Origin of the sequence: Alkalicella caledoniensis, assembly GCF_014467015.1 — a bacterium.
GTDB classification, from domain to species: Bacteria; Bacillota; Proteinivoracia; order Proteinivoracales; family Proteinivoracaceae; genus Alkalicella; species Alkalicella caledoniensis.
In genome coordinates, this window is record NZ_CP058559.1 from 2,474,842 (window position 1) to 2,494,275 (window position 19,434).

The window sequence follows — 19,434 nt, forward strand, 5'->3', positions numbered from 1 at the left end:
AATATTTAACTTATATAGAAGTTGATATGGAAGGGTAAATAATGAGACGAAAAGTACCAAGCTGAGGAATACTCTTTTTAGGTTCTAATGTTTTTTAATCTTATTTATGCCCCTTGCCCTTGACCTTGGCTGATAAGTTCTAATTCTTCTTCTACCACTACTTTGTCTTCTTCAATGACTTGAACAGGTGCTTTAATTCTCAGTGCTATAATAGCTCCTAGTACACTTAGCACACCTGAAACCATGTAACTTACTGTGTATGCACCAGTGAAGTCCCTTACCAGTCCTCCTAGAAGAGGTCCTAGCACACCACCAATACCCCAAGCTGTGATTACTAAACCGTAGTTAACACCTAGGTTTTTCATTCCGAAGAAATCAGCTGTGATAGATGGGAAAAGAGTTAACATACCACCGAAAGTGAATCCGATTACAGCTACACCTGGTATTAGCAATACTGGTGTGGTGAATAGGGGAAATGTAAAGTAAACAGCAACCTGCATAACAAACATTAAAAATAAGGTTTTAGTTCTTCCTAATTTGTCGGATATAACACCACAGCCGACTCTACCAACTGCATTAAATACAGCATATAAACCAACTAGAATAAATCCGTTTGTAATACCAGCCTGTTCGCGGCCGATGCTAGATAACTGACCTATGGTTAAAAGACCAGCAAAAGTACCAAAACAAAAGATAGTCCAGATAGACTTGAATTGTTTAGTTTTTAGAACTTCTTTCCACTCATAATCTACCTTGATATTTGCTTTTGAAACCTTTGCAGTAACATCACCTTTGCTTAGGGTTTCAGGACTTTCATCCTCTGGGATTACGTAATCCTTTGGAGGATTACTAATGAATTGAGAAAGAATCAAAATAAACAAGCAGAAACTACCACCTAAAAAATAGAAGGTTCTAGCTAACCCTTGGGATTCAATCAGGCTAGTTGTAATTGGAGCAACATAAAGTGGTGCAAGACCAAAACCACTTACTACGATACCAGATATTATTCCACGCTTTTTCTTACTAAACCATTTAACTGCCGCTGGAGTGGGGGCAGCGTAGCCCATACCCATTGAAGCACCAAAGATTAATCCGAAACAAATAGTTAAAGCGATAACTGCAACAGTAGTGCTCTCATGCATAATAAATAAACCTGAAGATATAAGTCCGATACCTGCTAAAACAGCAGAAATAATGATAACTGGTTTTGGCCCTAAACTATCTTGTAGTTTGCCACCTGGAACCATCGAAAAAGCAAATAGTGCACAAGCTACCATATAAGGGATTTGACTTTGGGTAGCACTCCACCCTAGATTTTCAATTAGTGCTGAAGATATAACTCCCCAAGCGTATAAAGTACCTAGCATTAAGTTTACACCAATACCAGCTGCAACAACGATCCATCCACGTTTAGTTGACATTTTAAAATAATCCTCCTCTGTTCTAAAAAAGATGTAATTTGCTGATAAAAATAGAATACGTAAAGTAGTATAACAGATTTAAGAAAAAAAGAGAACACTTTTTAAGATATTCTAGAGGTAAAACCATACATTCTATATATTCTGATGGTATAAAAAAAACTGTACTACTAATTTGTGGAATATTATAGTAATAACATTTGCTAACTGAAGGAGTATTATTACCGGTGCTTTCAGTTTTTCTATTGCAAATATACGAACAATCGTTCTATAATAAAATATAGAAAAATGGGGAATTAGCACCAAAATCAACTATGAAGGCAAAATTTGTGTTAATATAGAATTGTTTATGATAGAAATGAGGGGAAAAGATGAGTATAGAAAATCAACAAAATTATGGAAATGACAGTCTTTCAACCTTAGAAGAAAAAGACAAGGTAAGGCTGAGACCAGGGGTTATATTTGGTAGTGACGGGATAGAAGGATGTCGCCATACCCTTGTGGAAATTGTAGCAAATGCTAGGGACGAGGCCCAAGAAGGATTTGGAGATCTTATCGAAGTATTCCGCTATAAAGACAAGTCAATGGAAGTAAGGGATAGAGGTAGGGGAATACCCCTTGAATACAATACAAAAGAACAAAAATATAACTGGGAAATAGTATTCACTATCCTGTATGGTGGTGGTAAGTACAACAATAACTCAGGGAGTAATTATCAATATAGTATAGGTCTTAACGGACTTGGTACTGCAGCAACCCAGTTTGCTTCAGAGTATATGGATGTGGAAGTTTACCGAGATGGACATAAATACACCCTCCACTTTGAAAAGGGAGATAACATAGGTGGTCTAAACAAGGAAAAATATGATTATGAACACACTGGTTCTATTATCAAATGGAAGCCAGATTTAGACGTGTTTAATGACATAGATATCCCACTGAGCTTTTATCAAGAGACTTTAAAAAGGCAAGCAATCGTAAACAAAGGAATAACTTTCAAGCTATATGATGAAGAGACAGATGAAACCTTTGTATATTCTTATGAAAATGGAATAATCGACTATGTCAAAGAAATAAATGGAGACAGTGGAATCACTGAACCTCAGTACTTTGAATTTGAAACAAGGGGTAGAGATCGAGAAGATAAAGAAGAGTATAAGCTTAAAATAGAGGTGGCTTTTGTATTTAACAATGAGAATACCATGCTAGAATACTATCATAACTCTTCTTATTTAGAATACGGCGGTTCACCGGATAAAGCTGTTGATAGCGGATTTTCGTCCCAGATACATAGCTTTCTAAAGGATAGGAACAAGTATAATAAAAATGAAAAAAGGGCTACATTCACGGATATAAAAGATAGTTTAATACTTGTAACCAATACCTTCTCTACTGTGACAAGTTATGAAAATCAGACAAAGAAGGCAATTACTAACAAATTTATACAAGAAGCCATGACAAACTTCCTAAAAGAAAAGCTAGAGATATATTTCATAGAAAACAAGTTGGACCTAGAAAGAATCATGGATCAGGTTCTAATAAATAAGCGTAGTAGAGAAAAGGCAGAGCTGACCCGTATAGATGTGAAGAAAAAGCTAAGTAAGGGAATGGATAACTTTGCTAACAAGGTGAAGAAATTCGTTGACTGCCGTACAAAGGATAAAGATAAAAGGGAATTATTTATAGTTGAAGGGGATTCTGCTTTAGGATCAACAAAAATGGGCAGAGATGCAGAGTTTCAAGCTATAATTCCTGTTCGCGGAAAAATATTAAATTGTTTAAAATCTGATTATGATAAGATATTTAAAAACGATATCATTATAGATTTATTAAAGGTGCTTGGTTGTGGAGTAGAAATCAAAAGTAAACATAAGGATCTAAATACCTTTGACATCGAAAAACTAAACTGGAATAAAGTTATTATATGTACCGACGCCGATGTGGACGGATTTCAGATAAGGACCCTTATTTTGACCATGTTATACGTACTTACACCCACACTAATAGAACAAGGTTATGTATATATCGCTGAATCCCCTCTTTATGAAATAACCGATAGCAAAGACAATGTATATTTTGCCTACTCTGAAAATGAGAAAAGCAAAGTTATAAAGAAAATAAAAAGTAACTATAAGCTACAAAGATCTAAGGGACTTGGGGAAAATGAACCCGATATGATGTGGCAAACAACCATGAATCCAGAAACAAGAAGGCTGATTCAAGTAACCCCATCAGAGGTCCACGCAACCCGAGAAGCCTTCGAGCTATTCCTAGGAGACAACCTAGCAGGAAGAAAAGAGTTCATATTCGAACATGGATATAAGTATATAGATGAATCAGATGTGGGGTAAAGTCTTTAAAGGAGATAACTATATTTTTTAATTGTAGCCAAGGCTTTAGCTTTGGTGACTTCTTTTGAATTTGTAGCCAAGGCTTTAGCCTTGGTGACCCACACAACAACCAAAAATATTTTAAATTTGTAGGGGGCACCCTTGTGGTGCCCTGACATACAAAAATCGCTTTAGAAGATTTTAAACTAACGGCTAACAGCCAACTGCCAACCGCGAACTGTCAAAAACCACAGGTAAGGAAGTGAGTTAATGTCTAAGCTAACCCACCTTAATGTAATAGATACACTAGAAAAAAACTATATGCCCTACTCAATGAGTGTTATTGTATCTAGGGCACTACCTGAAATAGATGGACTAAAGCCATCTCACCGCAAGCTCTTATATACCATGTATAAAATGGGTCTCCTTAAAGGAGCAAAAACCAAGTCTGCAAATATTGTAGGACAAACCATGAAGCTTAACCCCCATGGTGACGGAGCTATATACGAAACAATGGTACGTCTTACTCGAGGTAATGAAGCACTACTACATCCATTGGTGGACAGTAAGGGTAACTTCGGTAAAAACTACTCTAAAGAGATGGCATATGCAGCACCGAGGTATACTGAAGCAAAACTAGATGGGATTTGTGAAGAATTCTTCAACGATATCAATAAAAACACCGTTGATTTTATGCCCAACTACGATAACACCATGCAAGAACCAAAGCTACTACCCACAACCTTCCCCAATATTTTAGCTAACCCTAATATGGGTATAGCTGTAGGTATGGCTAGCTCCATATGCAGCTTCAACTTAAAGGAAGTTTGTCAAACAACAATTGAGTTCCTTAAGAACGAAGAAGTTGATATACTTGAGTATCTAAAAGCACCTGATTTTTCTTCAGGTGGTCAACTAATACTCAACAAAAGGGAACTAAAAGCCATATACGAAACAGGAAGAGGAAGTTTCTCCCTAAGGGGTAAGTATGTATACGATCAAAAGAATAACTGTATAGACATATACCAGATACCCTATACAACAACCACAGAAGCAATAATTGATAAAATTATTGAGCTAGTTAAGGGTGGGAAAATAAAGGAAATAAATGACATTCGTGATGAAACAGATAAAGAAGGCCTTAAGATAACCTTAGATCTTAAACGAAACACCGATGCAGAGCACTTGATGAATAGGCTATTTAAAATGACAACCCTGCAAGATACCTTTAGCTGTAATTTCAATATCTTAATCCATGGTAAACCAATGGTACTAGGGGTAAAACAAATTATAAAAGAATGGACAAGCTTTAGAATAGGGTGTATAAAAAGACAGCTTGCCCATGATATAGAACAAAAAACTCAAAGGTTACACTTGCTTAAAGGTTTAGAAAAAATCCTTTTAGATATAGACAGAGCAGTACAGATCGTAAGGGATACCAAGAAGGATAAAGAGGTAGTGCCAAACCTTATGAAGGGTTTTGAAATTGATGAAATTCAAGCTGAATTTATAGCAGATATCAAGCTGCGTAATTTCAACCAAGAATATATCTTAAACAAAACAAAAGATATAAAAGCCCTTGAAAAGGATATAAAGAATCTCGAGTCTACGCTGAAAAACGAGGAAAAAGTAAAGAAAATAATAATCACTGAACTAGAGCAAGTAGCCGAAAAATATGGTAAACCCCGTAAAACTGAAATAATAGAGGAAAAACATATAGAGGTAGTTACTGTGGAAAATCTTATAGAAGATTACAATGTAAAATTCTTTATAACCAGTGAAAACTATCTTAAAAAGATTCCCCTAACATCACTAAGGAGTAGCAGTAATGGCCAAAAGCTAAAGGACGACGATTTCATAACTCAAGAAATAGAAGGAACTAACAAATCAGAGCTACTGCTATTTTCCAACAAGGCCGTTGTTTATAAGGTTAGAGCATATGAATTGGAAGATAAAAAAACAAGCAGCTTAGGGGATTACCTGAAAAATTTATTAAACCTAGCTGATGACGAAAGAATAATTTACATGGCTGTAACAGATGACTATACTGGATATATGCTCTTCTTCTACAAAAACGGGAAATGCGCCAAGATACCTTTAGAAAGTTACCAAACAAAAACAAACAGGAAGCAGCTAGCAAATGCTTATTCAGATGATGAAAAACTCATACACATAGAACACATCAAAGAGGAAAAAGAACTAGTGGCAGCTAGTAGTATTAAAAAGGTATTAGTATTTAACACCGGGGAAATTAGTCCGAAAACCACTAGAAATTCTGTTGGAGTGCAGGTGCTAAAACCTAAAAAAGGTAGCTCACTGACAATGATTAAAGAACTGGACAAGGTTAACTTTAACAATATAGATTACTATAGAGGAAAGGTTGCCGCCATAGGAACTTTTCTGAAAAGAGATGACTCCTTAGAAAAAGTGGAAGAGTTGACATTTGAAGGATTAGATGAATAACCAAAAACCCCTAGCATGAGTGCTAGGGGTTTGCTGCGTAGTATACAAACTCTACAAAGTGCATAGATACTGTAGGGTGCAGGGCTCCGTACCTGCCCGGACCTGAGAGGAAAACCTATGTAAGTCACTCTGTTAGTGCTAGGGGTTCATAAATTCAACAATTATCAAGATTAATAGTCACTAGTAACATTATTGTAATTATGCTAAAATTATGTCAAAAGGAAATGGGGGAATGGGGATGAGTGATTCATTTTATGGTAGTGAAAGACATGGAATCATCTTGTTAGTGCAACTTATTATTGCAATACTTTATGCCATTATTGTACCTATCTGGGCATATATAGATGCAGAAAAAAGAGGAAAGGATGATCCTGGCACTGCAGCAGCGATAGTTTTCTTTGGGGGACCATTAGGATTAATATATTGGCTAAGTGTAAGGCCACCTAAATAATAAACAGATCTCAATTTTGAGGTCTGTTTATTACTTTAAACCTAAAGGAAAGAACATAATAGACACTGATAACACAGATAATCACGATTTAAATGCCCACAGTAAAAAAGTGAAGTATTGTCCTAGCTTTCCTCCTTTGTAGGGGGCACTCTTGTAGTGCCCTGACAGTATGAAAGCACTAGCAGGTTTTGAATGTCAAGATGGTACAAAAGCAACCCCTACTAAACTTTATATCTATCCATAAATTTAAATGCCCGTAAAGATTGTGAAGACAACAGTCACTGATATAATAAAAGATTAATTGACACTGCGGAAGCAGATATGACCATTTTACAGTTATTCAAAGTTCTACCGCGTAAATCGGCCATTGATTTCAAACATATAGAAGGAAATTAACACTAAGTATTGAATATTATAATAAATGGTTAGTTAACTAAGGGGGGACTACAATGAATACAAAATACTTAACTATAACAACGGCAATACTGGGATTTGTAGCTTTTGGATTGAGTATGATCTTTGTAAATCAAATTCCTATAATCACACTAGTTGGTATAGCCGGTTTTGTATGTTTCACTTATTCGGTCTATAAACTAGTGGAGTATAAATTCTAATTTGATTAAAATCTATTTATCTTTTCTGTTCCAGTAAGTTGCTAATGCCGTTCCTGATATATTATGCCACACACTGAATAGTGCTCCTGGCAAAGCTGCTAGGGGTCCGAAGTGAACAGTTGCCAACGAAACTGCAAGTCCTGAGTTTTGCATGCCAACCTCCAAGGTAATAGCTCTAACCTTATCTTCATCTATCTTGAAGAATCTCCCTATGGAGTAACCTAAAAGAAGTCCTAATAGATTATGCAATACCACTACTAAGAAAACTAAAGCTCCAGAAGTAAAGATTCGCTCAGAATTAGCACCGATTATGGCACCAACTATTACTAGTATAGTAACCACAGACACTAAAGGTAGAACTTTAAGGCTTGTTTCGACATAGTTTCTAAAAAGCTTCCTAGTAAATATACCTAAAACTACAGGGATAAGAACTATTTTTAGTATATCTACAAATAAGGCCGATGCAGAGACTGGTAGCCACTGTCCCGCAAAAATTAACATAATGAGTGGTGTTAAAAAAGGGGCAAGAATTGTGGAAATAGATGTCATAGTAACGGAAACTGGGACGTTGCCACGGGCTAAATAAGTTATAACATTTGAAGCTGTACCCCCTGGACAAGCACCAAGCAATATTACACCTATGGCAAGTTCGGGATCGAGATTAAAAACCTTGGCAATCAAGAACGCCACAAGTGACATAACAACAAACTGTGCTAAAACTCCCACTAAAATAGCCTTAGGTTGAAGTAAAACCAGTTTGAAATCTTCACCCTTTAGTGTCATGCCCATTCCAAACATGATTACACCTAAAAACAAAGGTATATGTGGTAATGACCATGCAAAGGTAGAAGGGTTTAAAATACCTATAATAGAAACGAAAATGATCCATACAGAAAAATATTTGCCAGCAATACTACTTAACTTTTCTAAAATCTTCACACTAAATGAAGCCTCCTAATAATATAATATAATAACTATATAAATTTTATCTAAAACAAGCACATTGTCAATATAAAGTTTTATATGCAAACTATCTTCAACAAAATCATTGAAGCCTTACTAGTTTTATAGTAGAATTAATAGGTAATCGAAATAATTTGTCGATACTTAAAAATTCTCAACGTAAGGGGAAATGCTAATTGAAAAAGAAATCTGTTGTTAAGATTTTATGGCGTGTGGGGTTGGAAGCAAGAAAATATAAGTTCCATCTAATAGTTGCCATGTTGAGTACTTTGGCCCTAACGGCAGTTAACCTATCTGCCCCAAGGGTGTTAACAAGTATGACTGCCATGGTGGAGCAGGGAATCTCCCAAGACCAACTTGGGGATATTGGAAAACTGACCCTAATTTTACTAGGCCTTTATCTCTTTAAAATAACCTTTAGGTTTATGGCTAGCTACCTATCCCATAAAGCTGCTTGGCAACTAGTAGAAGATATGCGTATGAAGGTATATAACAAAATTCAAGGTTTTTCCATGAGCTTTTTCCATGACAAGCAAACCGGTGATTTAATGAGCCGTGTAGTTAATGATACGGCTACATTCGAGCTTCTTTACGCTCACATCATACCAGAAACAGTGACAAATGTAGTTACTCTAGTGGGAGTTACTGTTATATTACTATCAATAAACTTTAGGCTTGCCCTGTTAACAGCTATACCTATACCATTTATTTTAATATGTTCATGGATTTTTGCTACTAAAGTACGCCCAAATTTTAGGGTTATGCAAAAATCCTTAGCTGGCCTTAACTCCCAATTGCAAGATAACATTTCAGGTATAAAGGAAATACAAGCATTTGGTCAACAAGATAGAGAAACTGCTAGGGTAGAGAAAAAAGCATCCATCTTTACCAGTAGTATGCTTAAAGCCCTAAAGCTTAGTGCAGTTTATCATCCTAGTGTTGAGTTTATAACGTCCATAGGTACAATAATGGTTGTAGGTTTCGGTGGTTATTTTGCATATCAAGGACAGATATCCGTATCTGATATTGTAGGGTTCTTGTTATATCTTTCATTATTCTATGCACCTATTTCCGGTATAGCTAACCTTTTAGAACAGGCTCAACAAGCTTTAGCAGGAGCTGAAAGGGTACTGGATATTCTAGATACACCCAATGATATAATTGATGAGCCTGGTGCAAAGGATTTATCTGATGTAAAAGGTGAAATAGAGTTTGATAATGTAAGCTTTCACTATATTGAGGAAAGTCCTATATTAAAAAATGTCAGCTTTACAGCAGAACCAGGAAAGATGATAGCCCTTGTTGGGCCTACAGGTGTAGGTAAGTCAACTACAACTCAATTAGCTGCTAGATTCTATGAGCCAATAGAAGGAACTATTAGAATAGATGGTAATGACCTTCGTTCAATCAAATTGCAAAGTTTAAGATCACAAATTGCCATGGTACTACAAGATACATTTTTGTTCAATGGTACTATAGCAGAAAATATAGCTTATCCCCGTCAACATGTGGAGATGGATGAAATAATTGAGGCAGCTCGTATAGCAAGGATTCATGATGATATTATGCAGATGCCAAATAAATATGAAACTAAAATAGGAGAGAGGGGTATAAAGCTCTCCGGTGGACAAAAGCAAAGGTTATCTATTGCAAGGGCAATCTTATGTAAGGCCCCTGTGTTAATACTTGATGAAGCTACAGCATCGGTGGATGTTGAAACAGAAGCTCATATCCAACAGGCAATTAACGACCTAGCTGGAACAAGAACAATCATTGCCATAGCCCATCGTTTATCCACAGTTAGGAAAGCTGACCAAATACTAGTTTTCGAAAACGGAGAAATAGTTCAGCGGGGGAACCATGATCAACTAATGGCACAAGAAGGACTGTATCGTCGCATGTGTATCGCCCAAGAAAAAGGAGCAAAACTAGAAGAAGAGATAGCATAAACAAAGTCGCCGAAAGGTAATACTCCATAGAAAGCTCGCAAATAACCCATTACCCACAAAGGTAATGGGTTATTTGCGTATTTATATTTCATTTTTTTATATTAGATATTTCTAATTTCAGATACTAGAGCATATACGTTATAAAAAGAATGTGGGTTTATTCTAAGAAAAGGCTTATTCTTATTTGTGCTATTATGGAGGGATTAGTAGATGAGGTACTTCGCAAAGATATTAGTGGAAAAAAGAAAGATAATAATGTTTATTTTTTTAATAATTTCAATTATAAGTATTTTTTTAATACCTTTAGTAGGAATCAATTATGACCTAAGTGCTTACTTACCAGAAAGAAGTAATACTAGAGAGGCAATGGGTATAATGCAGAAAGAGTTCTCCCTAACAAGCCACGCACAGGTGATGGTGGAGGATATCTCAGTTTCAGAAGCTGTATTGATTAAAGGGCAAATTGAACAAGTTGAAGGAGTAAAGAGTGTTATTTGGCTTGATGACTTAGTGGATGTATATCAGCCACTGGAAATACATCAGAGCAAAGTGGCGGAAAACTATTACAAAGATAGGGTAGCCCTTTTTCAAGTGGAATTTAGTGAAGATGAATACAGCTTACAAACAGGAAAAGCTATAGAGGAACTAAAAGAAGTTGTTGGGGAAAGGGCATTGCTAAGGGGCACAGCTGTTAGGTCAAAAGCTCTGAGGGAAAGCACTCTTGAGGAAGTCTTTTTTATTACCATTTTTGTTGTGCCAATTTTTCTTCTTATACTAGTGATAACAACGAGATCGTGGTTTGAGCCTGTGATATACCTATTTGTCATAGGTATATCTGTAATAATTAACATGGGAACAAACCTTTTATTTGGGGAGATCTCCTTCATAACATTATCCAGTGCATCGGTGTTGCAGCTGGCCCTTTCCATGGACTACTCCCTATTCTTAATGCATAGGTTTAGTGAGGAACGTGAGAAGGGGTTAGATTTAAGGGAGGCCATGGTAAAGGCTATTACAAAATCATTTTCATCCTTGGCAGCTAGCTGCCTCACAACAGTAGCTGGGTTTGTGGCCCTTATGTTTATGCGCTATAGGATAGGTCTAGACATGAGCTTGGTTTTAGGCAAAGGGATAATCCTTAGCCTAATCAGTGTTATTTTTCTTTTGCCCAGTGTTACCATATTATCAGATAGAATTATTCAACGCACATACCACGGCTCCTTTTTGCCATCCCTAGGAATAATTGCAAATGGGATACTAAAAAAAGGAGTCCCTGGTCTAGTAATAGTAGGACTACTTGTTATACCAGGGTATTTTGCCCAAAGCTCAAATACATTTGTTTATGGGGAAAGCGCCGTAATAGAGGATGAAGATAGCATAGTAGGGAGTCACCAACAACAAATAGAGGCTAAATTTGGTGTAGATAACCCAATGATACTTTTATTACCCCCAAGTGATAGAGGGAAGGAAAATGAATTAGTCAAAGCTTTAATGGAGAAAGAGTACATATCTTCAATACATTCACTTGTAACCCTAGTAGACCCTTATATACCTAAGGAGGTAATACCTAGGGGTGTGCTTGATAATTTTTTAACCCAAAGCTATAGTAGAATGGTTTTAGCACTAGATGTACCAGTTGAAAGTGAAATAACTTTCTTGGCAGTGGAGGATTTGAAGGGAATGGTCCATGATTACTACGGTGAGGGTTATTATTTATTAGGTTCATCGGCCAGTGTTGCTGAAATAAAAGATTTAGTAGATAAGGATTTTACAATGGTAGATATTATATCTGTTGTGGCTGTTGCATTCATAATGATGATTGCATTTCGTTCATTATCCTTACCGATTTTACTAGTCCTAGTGATAAAATCAGCTATTTGGATTAACATGTCAGTACCTTATTTCATGGATAGGTCACTATCCTTTGTTGGTTATATGATAGTTAGTGCAGTTCAACTAGGAGCAACAATAGATTACGCCATATTATTGTCTAATAGATATATGGATAATAGAAGAATAATGGAAAAGAAAGAAGCTGCCATTCAAGCCTTGGAAAATTCAGGTTGGTCTATCATAACTTCAGCTTTAATTCTTTTTGTAGCGGGTATGGGTGTATATATAATTTCGACAGTAGGAGAGGTTTCTGAGATGGGGCTTCTAATAGGTAGAGGTGCCTTGCTAAGTGGTTCAATGGTTTTTATTGTATTGCCACAATTGTTAGTAATATTTGACCCTCTGATAGTAAAGACCACTGTCAGATGGAAACATAACATAGAAAATGGAGAGGAGATTTAGCTTATGAGGGCAAATGTTTTGAAAGTATTATCCCTTTCATTTAGTATTCTTTTAGTGGTGGGAAGTTTGTTTTTTTCTCCCACTCAATTAAAGGTATTTGCTAATGAAACTGTTGTAGAAAATGTATTGCCACTTACCCCTAAGGATGAGACAGTTTATGGGATATTAGATAATTACGGATCAGTAGAATCTGTCTATGTTGTTAACTATTTTAGGGTTCCTGTAAATGGAACTTACATTGATTATGGAGAATATGAATATGTGGAAAACATGACAAATACTGTTAAAGAAATTATCAACGGTGATGAAATAAAGTGGACACTAAATAAGAACCCAGAGGGGTTTTACTATAAAGGAAAGATGTTATCTAAAGAGCTTCCTTGGCAAGTAGATATAGGCTATAAACTAAATGGAGCTAAGCTACTGTCAAAGAGTTAGGTGGAGCCTCAGGGGTTGTGGAAATATCCATAAGGGTTTTGCCAAATGACAATTCTCACAGTTATTTTCTTGACAATTACGTGATGCAAATACAGCTTCCCGTGGATCAAAGGGTGGTTAGCATCATAGATGCCCAAGAAGCGAATATAGTGGTGACAGGTAAAAATGCCACCTTAAGCTATACCATTATGCCCCACGACACTGGGGAATATAGAATCATGCTTGAATCCGAAAAATTTCAGCTGGATAGCTTTAACTTAGTTGTGTCACATTTTGAACTTGCATTAGGTATAGATCAAGGGGAAATAAATCAAGGTATTCATGGTCTTAGTAACGGAATGTATGAAATGATACAGGGGACTAATAATCTTCAAAAGGGTATGGTGGATTTCTCCCAAGGTATTGGGGATTTGACAAGGGGAGTAACCCTGCTGAACTCTAATGGTAAATATATAATAGACGGAATGGTTAACTACCAAAATGGAATTATTGAATTTGACTCATCAATAAGTGAGCTGGTTAAAGGCTCCGAGGGAATCAATGAAGGATTAAGTAAAGTTGCATCAGAGGGAAAACCACTTTTGAAGGGATATGAACAAGTGGCAGAAGGTATAGGCAAATATATGCCATGTCCTGAGACAATGCAATACCTTAGACTAGCTGCAAAATATTCTGATAGTACGAACCCAATTCAAGCACACATGGGAATGTTAGCAGAGATTGTACTCCAACAATTAACTCAAATAGAAGAACTGTATAATGGTCTTAATATGTTAAATCAAGGACTAGGCAATTACATGGGGGGGGTTTCTGAGATAGCAGAGCAATACGATTCTTTTCATAGTGGGCTTTTAATGTTACCAGCTGCCACTGAACAAATGAATATAGGCTTTCAGTTGCTTTTAGATGGGAATAAAGATTTTATAGGGGGATTTAGCCCCATAAATGATGGATTGGCACAGATTGATAAGGGGTTTAAAGATGTTCCCCAAAATGTTGGAAACCTGCTAAAGGGGCAGGAAAAAGTTAAGGGCGGAATTGATGAGGCAGGACAGCTTATAAACGACTTTTTCGGAGATAAGAATGACGCAGAACCTGTGTCATTTGTAGCTCCTGAAAGGGGATTAGTTAATACAGTACAGTTCGTGTTAACTACCCCAAGTATAGAACCTCAAATCAAGGGGGAAGAAGCTATAGATACAAGTGGTGGAGGAAAGGGTTTCATAGGTAGATTTTTGGATTTGTTTCGAAAATAACAATTAGCCCCCTATTGATCCATAGGGGGCTAATTGCTATTAGTTAACTACCAAAAATTCTGTTTGTCTTGAGGGTAAGTATTTAAGTCCTTCTATAGTAAAAGCAACCGTCTCTTCTAAAAATATAGTTACCTCTTGATTATCCCACTCTGGTACATCTTTTGAGCATTAAGCTCTAAAGCGTAACAGGTATCATGATAAAGGGGGTAATCCCCTCTTACCGGTACTACACCTTGATTATCCCAAAGGCCAATTATTGGCCCTATGCCATGTCCATGATACCCTATGGGATGAGTGTAAAGCATTGCCTTCATACCTAGTTTTTTTGCTTCCTCCATTGAAGAGGTGAATATTTCATTTCCAGTTCGATTTGGAACAAAGTTTTCGGCCACTATGTCTTGGAAGTCATTACAGTTACTTAAAGCAGCCTTTATACCCCTGGGTACTTCTGTCTCATTAGGGTGTAGAACATAGGCTACCCTCTGGGTATCTGTGCTAAGCCCTAAATACTTAATCCCAACATCACAGTGCAATATATCACCGTGGGTGATGGTGGTATTAGATATTCTATTTTCCTTTATACCTTTTCTTTGTAAGTCTACTGTGGGTGTAAACCAAGCTTCAAGGCCTAGGTCATTTATCCTCTGCATTATCCACCATTGCACCTCATCGGTTGTAGTTTTATTTGGGGTAATCACCCTGCTCGAAAAGGCTTCTTCGATTATATCAATGACTATATTGTAAATTGGATGGTATTTTTTAAGCTCAAGTTGGCTCCGGGTTTCTAGCCAGCCTATACATAGTTTTTCAGCACTGACTATTTTACTTTGGTGGATACTTAGATTTTGGTGTAGCAGCTCATAGAGCCCTTGACTTAAACCATCTGCAAGGGCATAGTCCTTTGAGGTGTTGATACCTATATTTTTTGGATTCCTTTCAGATATAATCCTGTTTAAGGATTCCCACTGAGATTCAGTGTTGCTATCCCACATTCCTTTATAGAATTTTTCCAAGGTCGGGCTAGGCCTACTTATACTTAGGCACTCAAGGACATCGCTAGAATCCAGATAAAAAACTAAACCAGAAAGCCTTGAAGCTGTCCTTTGTAAATAAGGTATCAAAGTTTTATATACTGGGTCTTCGTTATACTCCCTTGCCAGCACAACCCACATGTCTATCCCAGTTCTTTTCATGATTTTTGGTAGAACATTTTAAGACGATACTCTAACCATTCATCTACAATTTTCTGTTGTTCCTTGATAGGTATTATTTTTAAAGAATTAATGGACATGAACAAACCCCCTTCTAATATATTATTATGTCTTTATTTCTCTGCTATTAGGTTTTTCCCTCTTTTTTAGCAATATGAAATCCCCTTGCAAATACAAGAAAATTAAGTGATAATAATTATATAATAATGTCAATACCTAAATATACATAAACCTAAGGAGGCGGAAATATGTCTAATAACATCCTTGTAACTAAAACATTTATGTCCACATCCTATGACCCATGGTACAATCTTGCCCTAGAAGAGTACCTACTTAACCAAGTTCAAAAGGGAGAAGTTTATCTTTACCTATGGCAAAACCAAAACACTGTTGTTATAGGAAGGAATCAAAATCCTTGGAGAGAGTGTAAGTGTAAAGAATTAGAAGAGCAAGATGGTAAGCTGGCCCGTAGATTATCCGGCGGAGGTGCAGTTTACCATGACTTAGGTAACTTAAACTTTACCTTTATAATGGACAAGAAAATTTATGATCTAAAAAGGCAGCTAGATGTTATAATCCAAGCCCTTAAGAAACTAGGAATTCATGCAGAATTTAGCGGTAGAAATGATATATTAGTCCATGGAAAGAAATTTTCCGGAAATGCCTATTATTATAGAAAGCTAGTAGCATATCACCATGGAACAATTATGGTTGATGTGGATTTTTCAAAACTAGCTGGATTTTTGCAGGTGTCAAAAGAAAAAATTGAATCAAAGGGAATTAAATCTGTTGAATCAAGGGTTGTTAATCTAAAAGAAATCCAACCAGAATTAACACTAGAAAGCCTAAAGGAAGCCTTGTTAGAAAGTTTTGTTGAGGAATATGGTGGTACTGGTGAGAGAATTCAACTAAAAGACACTGAAGAAGTGGCTAAATTCCAAGAAAAATACTCATCTTGGGAATGGAGATATGGTGAAACCCCTAAGTTTGATTTAACTTTATCTAACAGATTTCCCTGGGGTGGTGTTGAAATAGGTCTACAGCTTAGAAATGCTAACGTAGTATCAGCCAAGATTTTTTCGGACTCTTTAGAGCCAGACATAATAGAAGAAGTAGCCAAGAAATTGACAAATGTTAAGTTTGACGTAAGGTCAATGGTAGATAGTATAGTAAGTATAGAAGCTAAATCGGACAAAGAAGCTGAAATCTTAGCAGATCTATCAGAATGGATTAAAGTAAAGTCTTTCTAAAGCGCCTTCGGGCGCTTTCTTTTTTTAAATAAACTCAAAAATTCTGGCAAATCTAAAAGGAATTAGGCGGATTTTGTCGAAATATAAGGCTAAGGACATGGTTTGAAGTAAGCTAGTCTTCCTAAGGAGGGTTCGTTATGAGCATAAGAAAATCAATAACCCTTTTACTAACTACAATATTTTTATGTGTTGTTACAATTTCAAATTCTGAAGCTTATGGTTCCAAAGAAGTGAAAAATATTTTAGTTATATCTTCGTACCATAGGGGTCTTGCATGGAGTGACTCTTTTAATGAGGCCATTATGGCTGCATCTGATGAAAAGTATGATGAAGTGAATATTTTCATTGAACACATGGACTGGAAAAATAATCCCACTAAGGAGAATCTCAACCTACTTTACCAGATGTTTAGCTATAAATATCAGGATGTTATTTGGGATATGATAATTACTTTTGATGATGCTGCATTAGAATTTGCTATTGATAATAGGGGGGAGATACTTACTTATGCACCCATTGTTTTTGCAGGAGTTAGTGAGTTAAGTGCTAAAGAATTAACATCTGGGCATAAGGACATATCAGGAGTCACAGAAGAGTTTGATATAGAAAATACTATGGATCTGGCCTTGGCTCTATACCCACAGCTAGAGAATATATACATAATAAATGATATGACAAGAAGTGGCGTTACTATGGGGAATCAAGCAGCTTTAAGTATTAAAGCTGCTTACCCGGAACTTAACATAATATCTACTGATGAGCTTTATTTGGAAGAAGTAATAAACAAGGCAAATAAACTCCCTGATAACAGTGCTGTTTTAATTACAGTATTTTATACTGATGCAGATACATCTATTTTGGGATTTAAAAGCAATACTCGATACTTTGTAGAAAACGTAGGGAATGTTCCAATTTTTGTACTGTATGACTTTAATTTGGGAACAGGAGCCATTGGTGGAAGTGTTTTAAGTGGTAACATCCAAGGCATGCAAGCATTTGATATAGCATACGATGTGATATGGAACGGAGAGAACATTGATAGTATTCCTTTCGTTGTAGGACAGTCATATAGTAAGATAGTGGATTATTATGCTTTAAAAGAAATGAGCCTAGATAATGCTCAGATACCTGAAGGGTTTGAGATTATAAACAAGCCATTAACACTTTTGGATACACATAAGGAACTGGTAATCAGTGTTTTAATTATTGGCGCTATGCTAGTAGTTTTTATTGCTATTCTCGCCTACTATGTAAAAAGGCTAATATATATGCGCAACTCATTGGAGAATATTAATTCTGAGCAATTAAAGCTCTATGAAGAATTAGCTACCTCTGATGAGGAATTAAAAGCTCAGTTTGTAGAACTTGAATATACTAATAAAGAGCTGGCTACAGCCCAGGATAGACTTAAACATATGGCATACCATGACTTTTTAACAGGTCTGCCGAACAGAGCAGGATTTTCCAGATCATTTAATAATCTTGTGGAAGGAAATACAGCTGAGGAAATCAATATAATTATGCTTGATATAGATAACTTCAAACTGGTTAATGACACCATGGGGCATATTTTCGGAGATGAAGTTATAACAAAAGTGGGACAAAGGATCGAGAATATTGTTAAGCCTGATGCTGAAGTCTATAGATTAGGTGGAGATGAATTTGTAATCATGGTTCCAAATGAAGATGCAGAGAAAGTAGCAAATTTTGCCCAAGGGGTATTGGAATTTTTCCATTCTCCTTTGATAATTAAGGGAAACAGTATAAATATCTCTTTTAGCATGGGGATGGTAACATATCCTAAAGATGGGCTAGATGCAGATGAGTTGATTAAGAAGGCAGATATAGCTATGTATAAATCAAAATCAGTGTCAAAAGGAACATTAACCATTTTCACTGAGCAAATGTTTGAGGACTTAAATAGGCGAAAAAAGATAGAACAACACTTACGAGACGCACTAGAAAATAATGAACTATATTTAAATTTTCAGCCACAGTATAATATTAAAGAAAATAAAGTTTGGGGTGTAGAATCACTGGTAAGATGGAAAAATGAAGAATTAGGGAGTGTTTCTCCAGCGGAATTTATATCAATAGCTGAAGAGACCCAAATGATAATTCCCATAGGCAACTTTGTTTTAGAAGAGTCATGTAAGTTTATAAAAGCCTTACATGAAATGGGTTATAACGATTTATGTATATCTATAAACATATCGCCTGCTCAGTTAGTACAGGTGGATTTCGTGGAAACAGTTTTGAGAATCATAGAAAAACATCAAGTATCTTTCCATAGTATTGAATTTGAAATTACAGAATCAATAATGCTAGATTCCTTTGATATGGTTATTGAAAAGCTAGATATATTGAGGGAGAGGGGCATTAAAATAGCCCTAGATGATTTTGGTACAGGGTACTCATCCCTTACTTACTTAAGGCTACTGCCAATAAATACATTAAAAATCGATAAAAGCTTCATAAATGACATTAATATGAATTTTAATGAAGAAAGCTTCCTGTCTGCAATTATTGATATGGGTAAATTGATTCAGATTGAAATTGTAGCTGAGGGTGTAGAACTTTTAGAGCAATATAATTTTGTTTCAAATAACCTTTGTGATAGAGTTCAAGGGTACTATTATGCAAAACCTATGACAGGTGAAGATGTAATAGAGTTCATAAAAAAATCCCAAAGGAATATATAACAGCCCCATTTCACAAGGCACCTTATTTAAATAGGTGCCTCTTTTTCTTTAGGAATATTAATTTAAGTATTACAAAAGGATATACTATTTTCAT

Annotated in this window: 13 protein-coding genes; 10 read left to right on the forward strand and 3 right to left on the reverse strand. The window is 36.1% G+C overall.

All coding sequences use genetic code 11. From position 1 onward, the window contains the following. Positions 1-104: 104 nt before the first annotated feature. Positions 105-1,421 (reverse strand): L-lactate MFS transporter, encoded by a 1,317-nt coding sequence (locus HYG86_RS12220; protein ID WP_213165841.1) that lies wholly within the window; start codon positions 1,419-1,421, stop codon positions 105-107. Between the two features lie 368 nt (positions 1,422-1,789). On the opposite strand from HYG86_RS12220, the gene HYG86_RS12225 reads away from it, so the two are divergent. From HYG86_RS12225 to HYG86_RS12240, 4 genes are all read left to right on the forward strand, one after another. After that, positions 1,790-3,769: a toprim domain-containing protein gene (locus tag HYG86_RS12225; RefSeq protein ID WP_213165842.1), complete on the forward strand. Its 1,980-nt coding sequence runs from the start codon at positions 1,790-1,792 to the stop codon at positions 3,767-3,769. A 249-nt stretch (positions 3,770-4,018) separates the two neighbouring features. Beyond that, the gene (locus HYG86_RS12230; protein WP_213165843.1) at positions 4,019-6,211 is read left to right on the forward strand and encodes a DNA gyrase subunit A; all 2,193 of its coding nucleotides are present in this window, start codon (positions 4,019-4,021) and stop codon (positions 6,209-6,211) included. Positions 6,212-6,449: 238 nt separating this feature from the next. Further along, on the forward strand, positions 6,450-6,662 hold the full coding sequence (locus HYG86_RS12235; RefSeq protein ID WP_213165844.1) for a hypothetical protein: 213 nt from the start codon (positions 6,450-6,452) through the stop codon (positions 6,660-6,662). Between the two features lie 449 nt (positions 6,663-7,111). Then, the gene (locus tag HYG86_RS12240) at positions 7,112-7,276 is read left to right on the forward strand and encodes a hypothetical protein (protein WP_213165845.1); all 165 of its coding nucleotides are present in this window, start codon (positions 7,112-7,114) and stop codon (positions 7,274-7,276) included. 12 nt (positions 7,277-7,288) lie between these two features. Here HYG86_RS12240 and HYG86_RS12245 read toward each other — a convergent pair whose 3' ends face one another. Beyond that, positions 7,289-8,215 (reverse strand): bile acid:sodium symporter family protein, encoded by a 927-nt coding sequence (locus HYG86_RS12245; RefSeq protein WP_213165846.1) that lies wholly within the window; start codon positions 8,213-8,215, stop codon positions 7,289-7,291. Positions 8,216-8,415: 200 nt separating this feature from the next. Here HYG86_RS12245 and HYG86_RS12250 point away from each other — a divergent pair, with 200 nt between their 5' ends. From HYG86_RS12250 to HYG86_RS12265, 4 genes are all read left to right on the forward strand, one after another. Beyond that, positions 8,416-10,188 (forward strand): ABC transporter ATP-binding protein, encoded by a 1,773-nt coding sequence (locus HYG86_RS12250; protein WP_246451770.1) that lies wholly within the window; start codon positions 8,416-8,418, stop codon positions 10,186-10,188. Positions 10,189-10,398: 210 nt separating this feature from the next. Beyond that, the gene (locus HYG86_RS12255; RefSeq protein WP_213165847.1) at positions 10,399-12,483 is read left to right on the forward strand and encodes an efflux RND transporter permease subunit; all 2,085 of its coding nucleotides are present in this window, start codon (positions 10,399-10,401) and stop codon (positions 12,481-12,483) included. 3 nt (positions 12,484-12,486) lie between these two features. After that, complete coding sequence (locus tag HYG86_RS12260) at positions 12,487-12,921, forward strand: hypothetical protein (protein ID WP_213165848.1); 435 nt, start codon at positions 12,487-12,489, stop codon at positions 12,919-12,921. Between the two features lie 17 nt (positions 12,922-12,938). After that, positions 12,939-14,177: a hypothetical protein gene (locus tag HYG86_RS12265; protein ID WP_213165849.1), complete on the forward strand. Its 1,239-nt coding sequence runs from the start codon at positions 12,939-12,941 to the stop codon at positions 14,175-14,177. Between the two features lie 128 nt (positions 14,178-14,305). Here HYG86_RS12265 and HYG86_RS12270 read toward each other — a convergent pair whose 3' ends face one another. Continuing rightward, positions 14,306-15,370: a M24 family metallopeptidase gene (locus HYG86_RS12270; protein ID WP_213165850.1), complete on the reverse strand. Its 1,065-nt coding sequence runs from the start codon at positions 15,368-15,370 to the stop codon at positions 14,306-14,308. A gap of 266 nt (positions 15,371-15,636) precedes the next feature. On the opposite strand from HYG86_RS12270, the gene lplA reads away from it, so the two are divergent. Both lplA and HYG86_RS12280 read left to right on the forward strand, forming a co-directional pair. After that, positions 15,637-16,638: a lipoate--protein ligase gene (gene lplA / locus HYG86_RS12275; protein WP_213165851.1), complete on the forward strand. Its 1,002-nt coding sequence runs from the start codon at positions 15,637-15,639 to the stop codon at positions 16,636-16,638. Positions 16,639-16,775: 137 nt separating this feature from the next. Then, on the forward strand, positions 16,776-19,340 hold the full coding sequence (locus HYG86_RS12280) for an EAL domain-containing protein (RefSeq protein ID WP_213165852.1): 2,565 nt from the start codon (positions 16,776-16,778) through the stop codon (positions 19,338-19,340). Positions 19,341-19,434: the final 94 nt, after the last annotated feature.

Bases quoted from the DNA above. Each gene is read 5' to 3' on its own strand.
- HYG86_RS12220 (WP_213165841.1), bottom strand. From the start codon at position 1,421: ATGTCAACTAAACGTGGATGGATCGTTGTTGCAGCTGGTATTGGTGTA.
- HYG86_RS12225 (WP_213165842.1), top strand. From the start codon at position 1,790: ATGAGTATAGAAAATCAACAAAATTATGGAAATGACAGTCTTTCAACC.
- HYG86_RS12230 (WP_213165843.1), top strand. From the start codon at position 4,019: ATGTCTAAGCTAACCCACCTTAATGTAATAGATACACTAGAAAAAAAC.
- HYG86_RS12235 (WP_213165844.1), top strand. From the start codon at position 6,450: ATGAGTGATTCATTTTATGGTAGTGAAAGACATGGAATCATCTTGTTA.
- HYG86_RS12240 (WP_213165845.1), top strand. From the start codon at position 7,112: ATGAATACAAAATACTTAACTATAACAACGGCAATACTGGGATTTGTA.
- HYG86_RS12255 (WP_213165847.1), top strand. From the start codon at position 10,399: ATGAGGTACTTCGCAAAGATATTAGTGGAAAAAAGAAAGATAATAATG.
- HYG86_RS12260 (WP_213165848.1), top strand. From the start codon at position 12,487: ATGAGGGCAAATGTTTTGAAAGTATTATCCCTTTCATTTAGTATTCTT.
- HYG86_RS12270 (WP_213165850.1), bottom strand. From the start codon at position 15,370: ATGAAAAGAACTGGGATAGACATGTGGGTTGTGCTGGCAAGGGAGTAT.
- lplA (WP_213165851.1), top strand. From the start codon at position 15,637: ATGTCTAATAACATCCTTGTAACTAAAACATTTATGTCCACATCCTAT.
- HYG86_RS12280 (WP_213165852.1), top strand. From the start codon at position 16,776: ATGAGCATAAGAAAATCAATAACCCTTTTACTAACTACAATATTTTTA.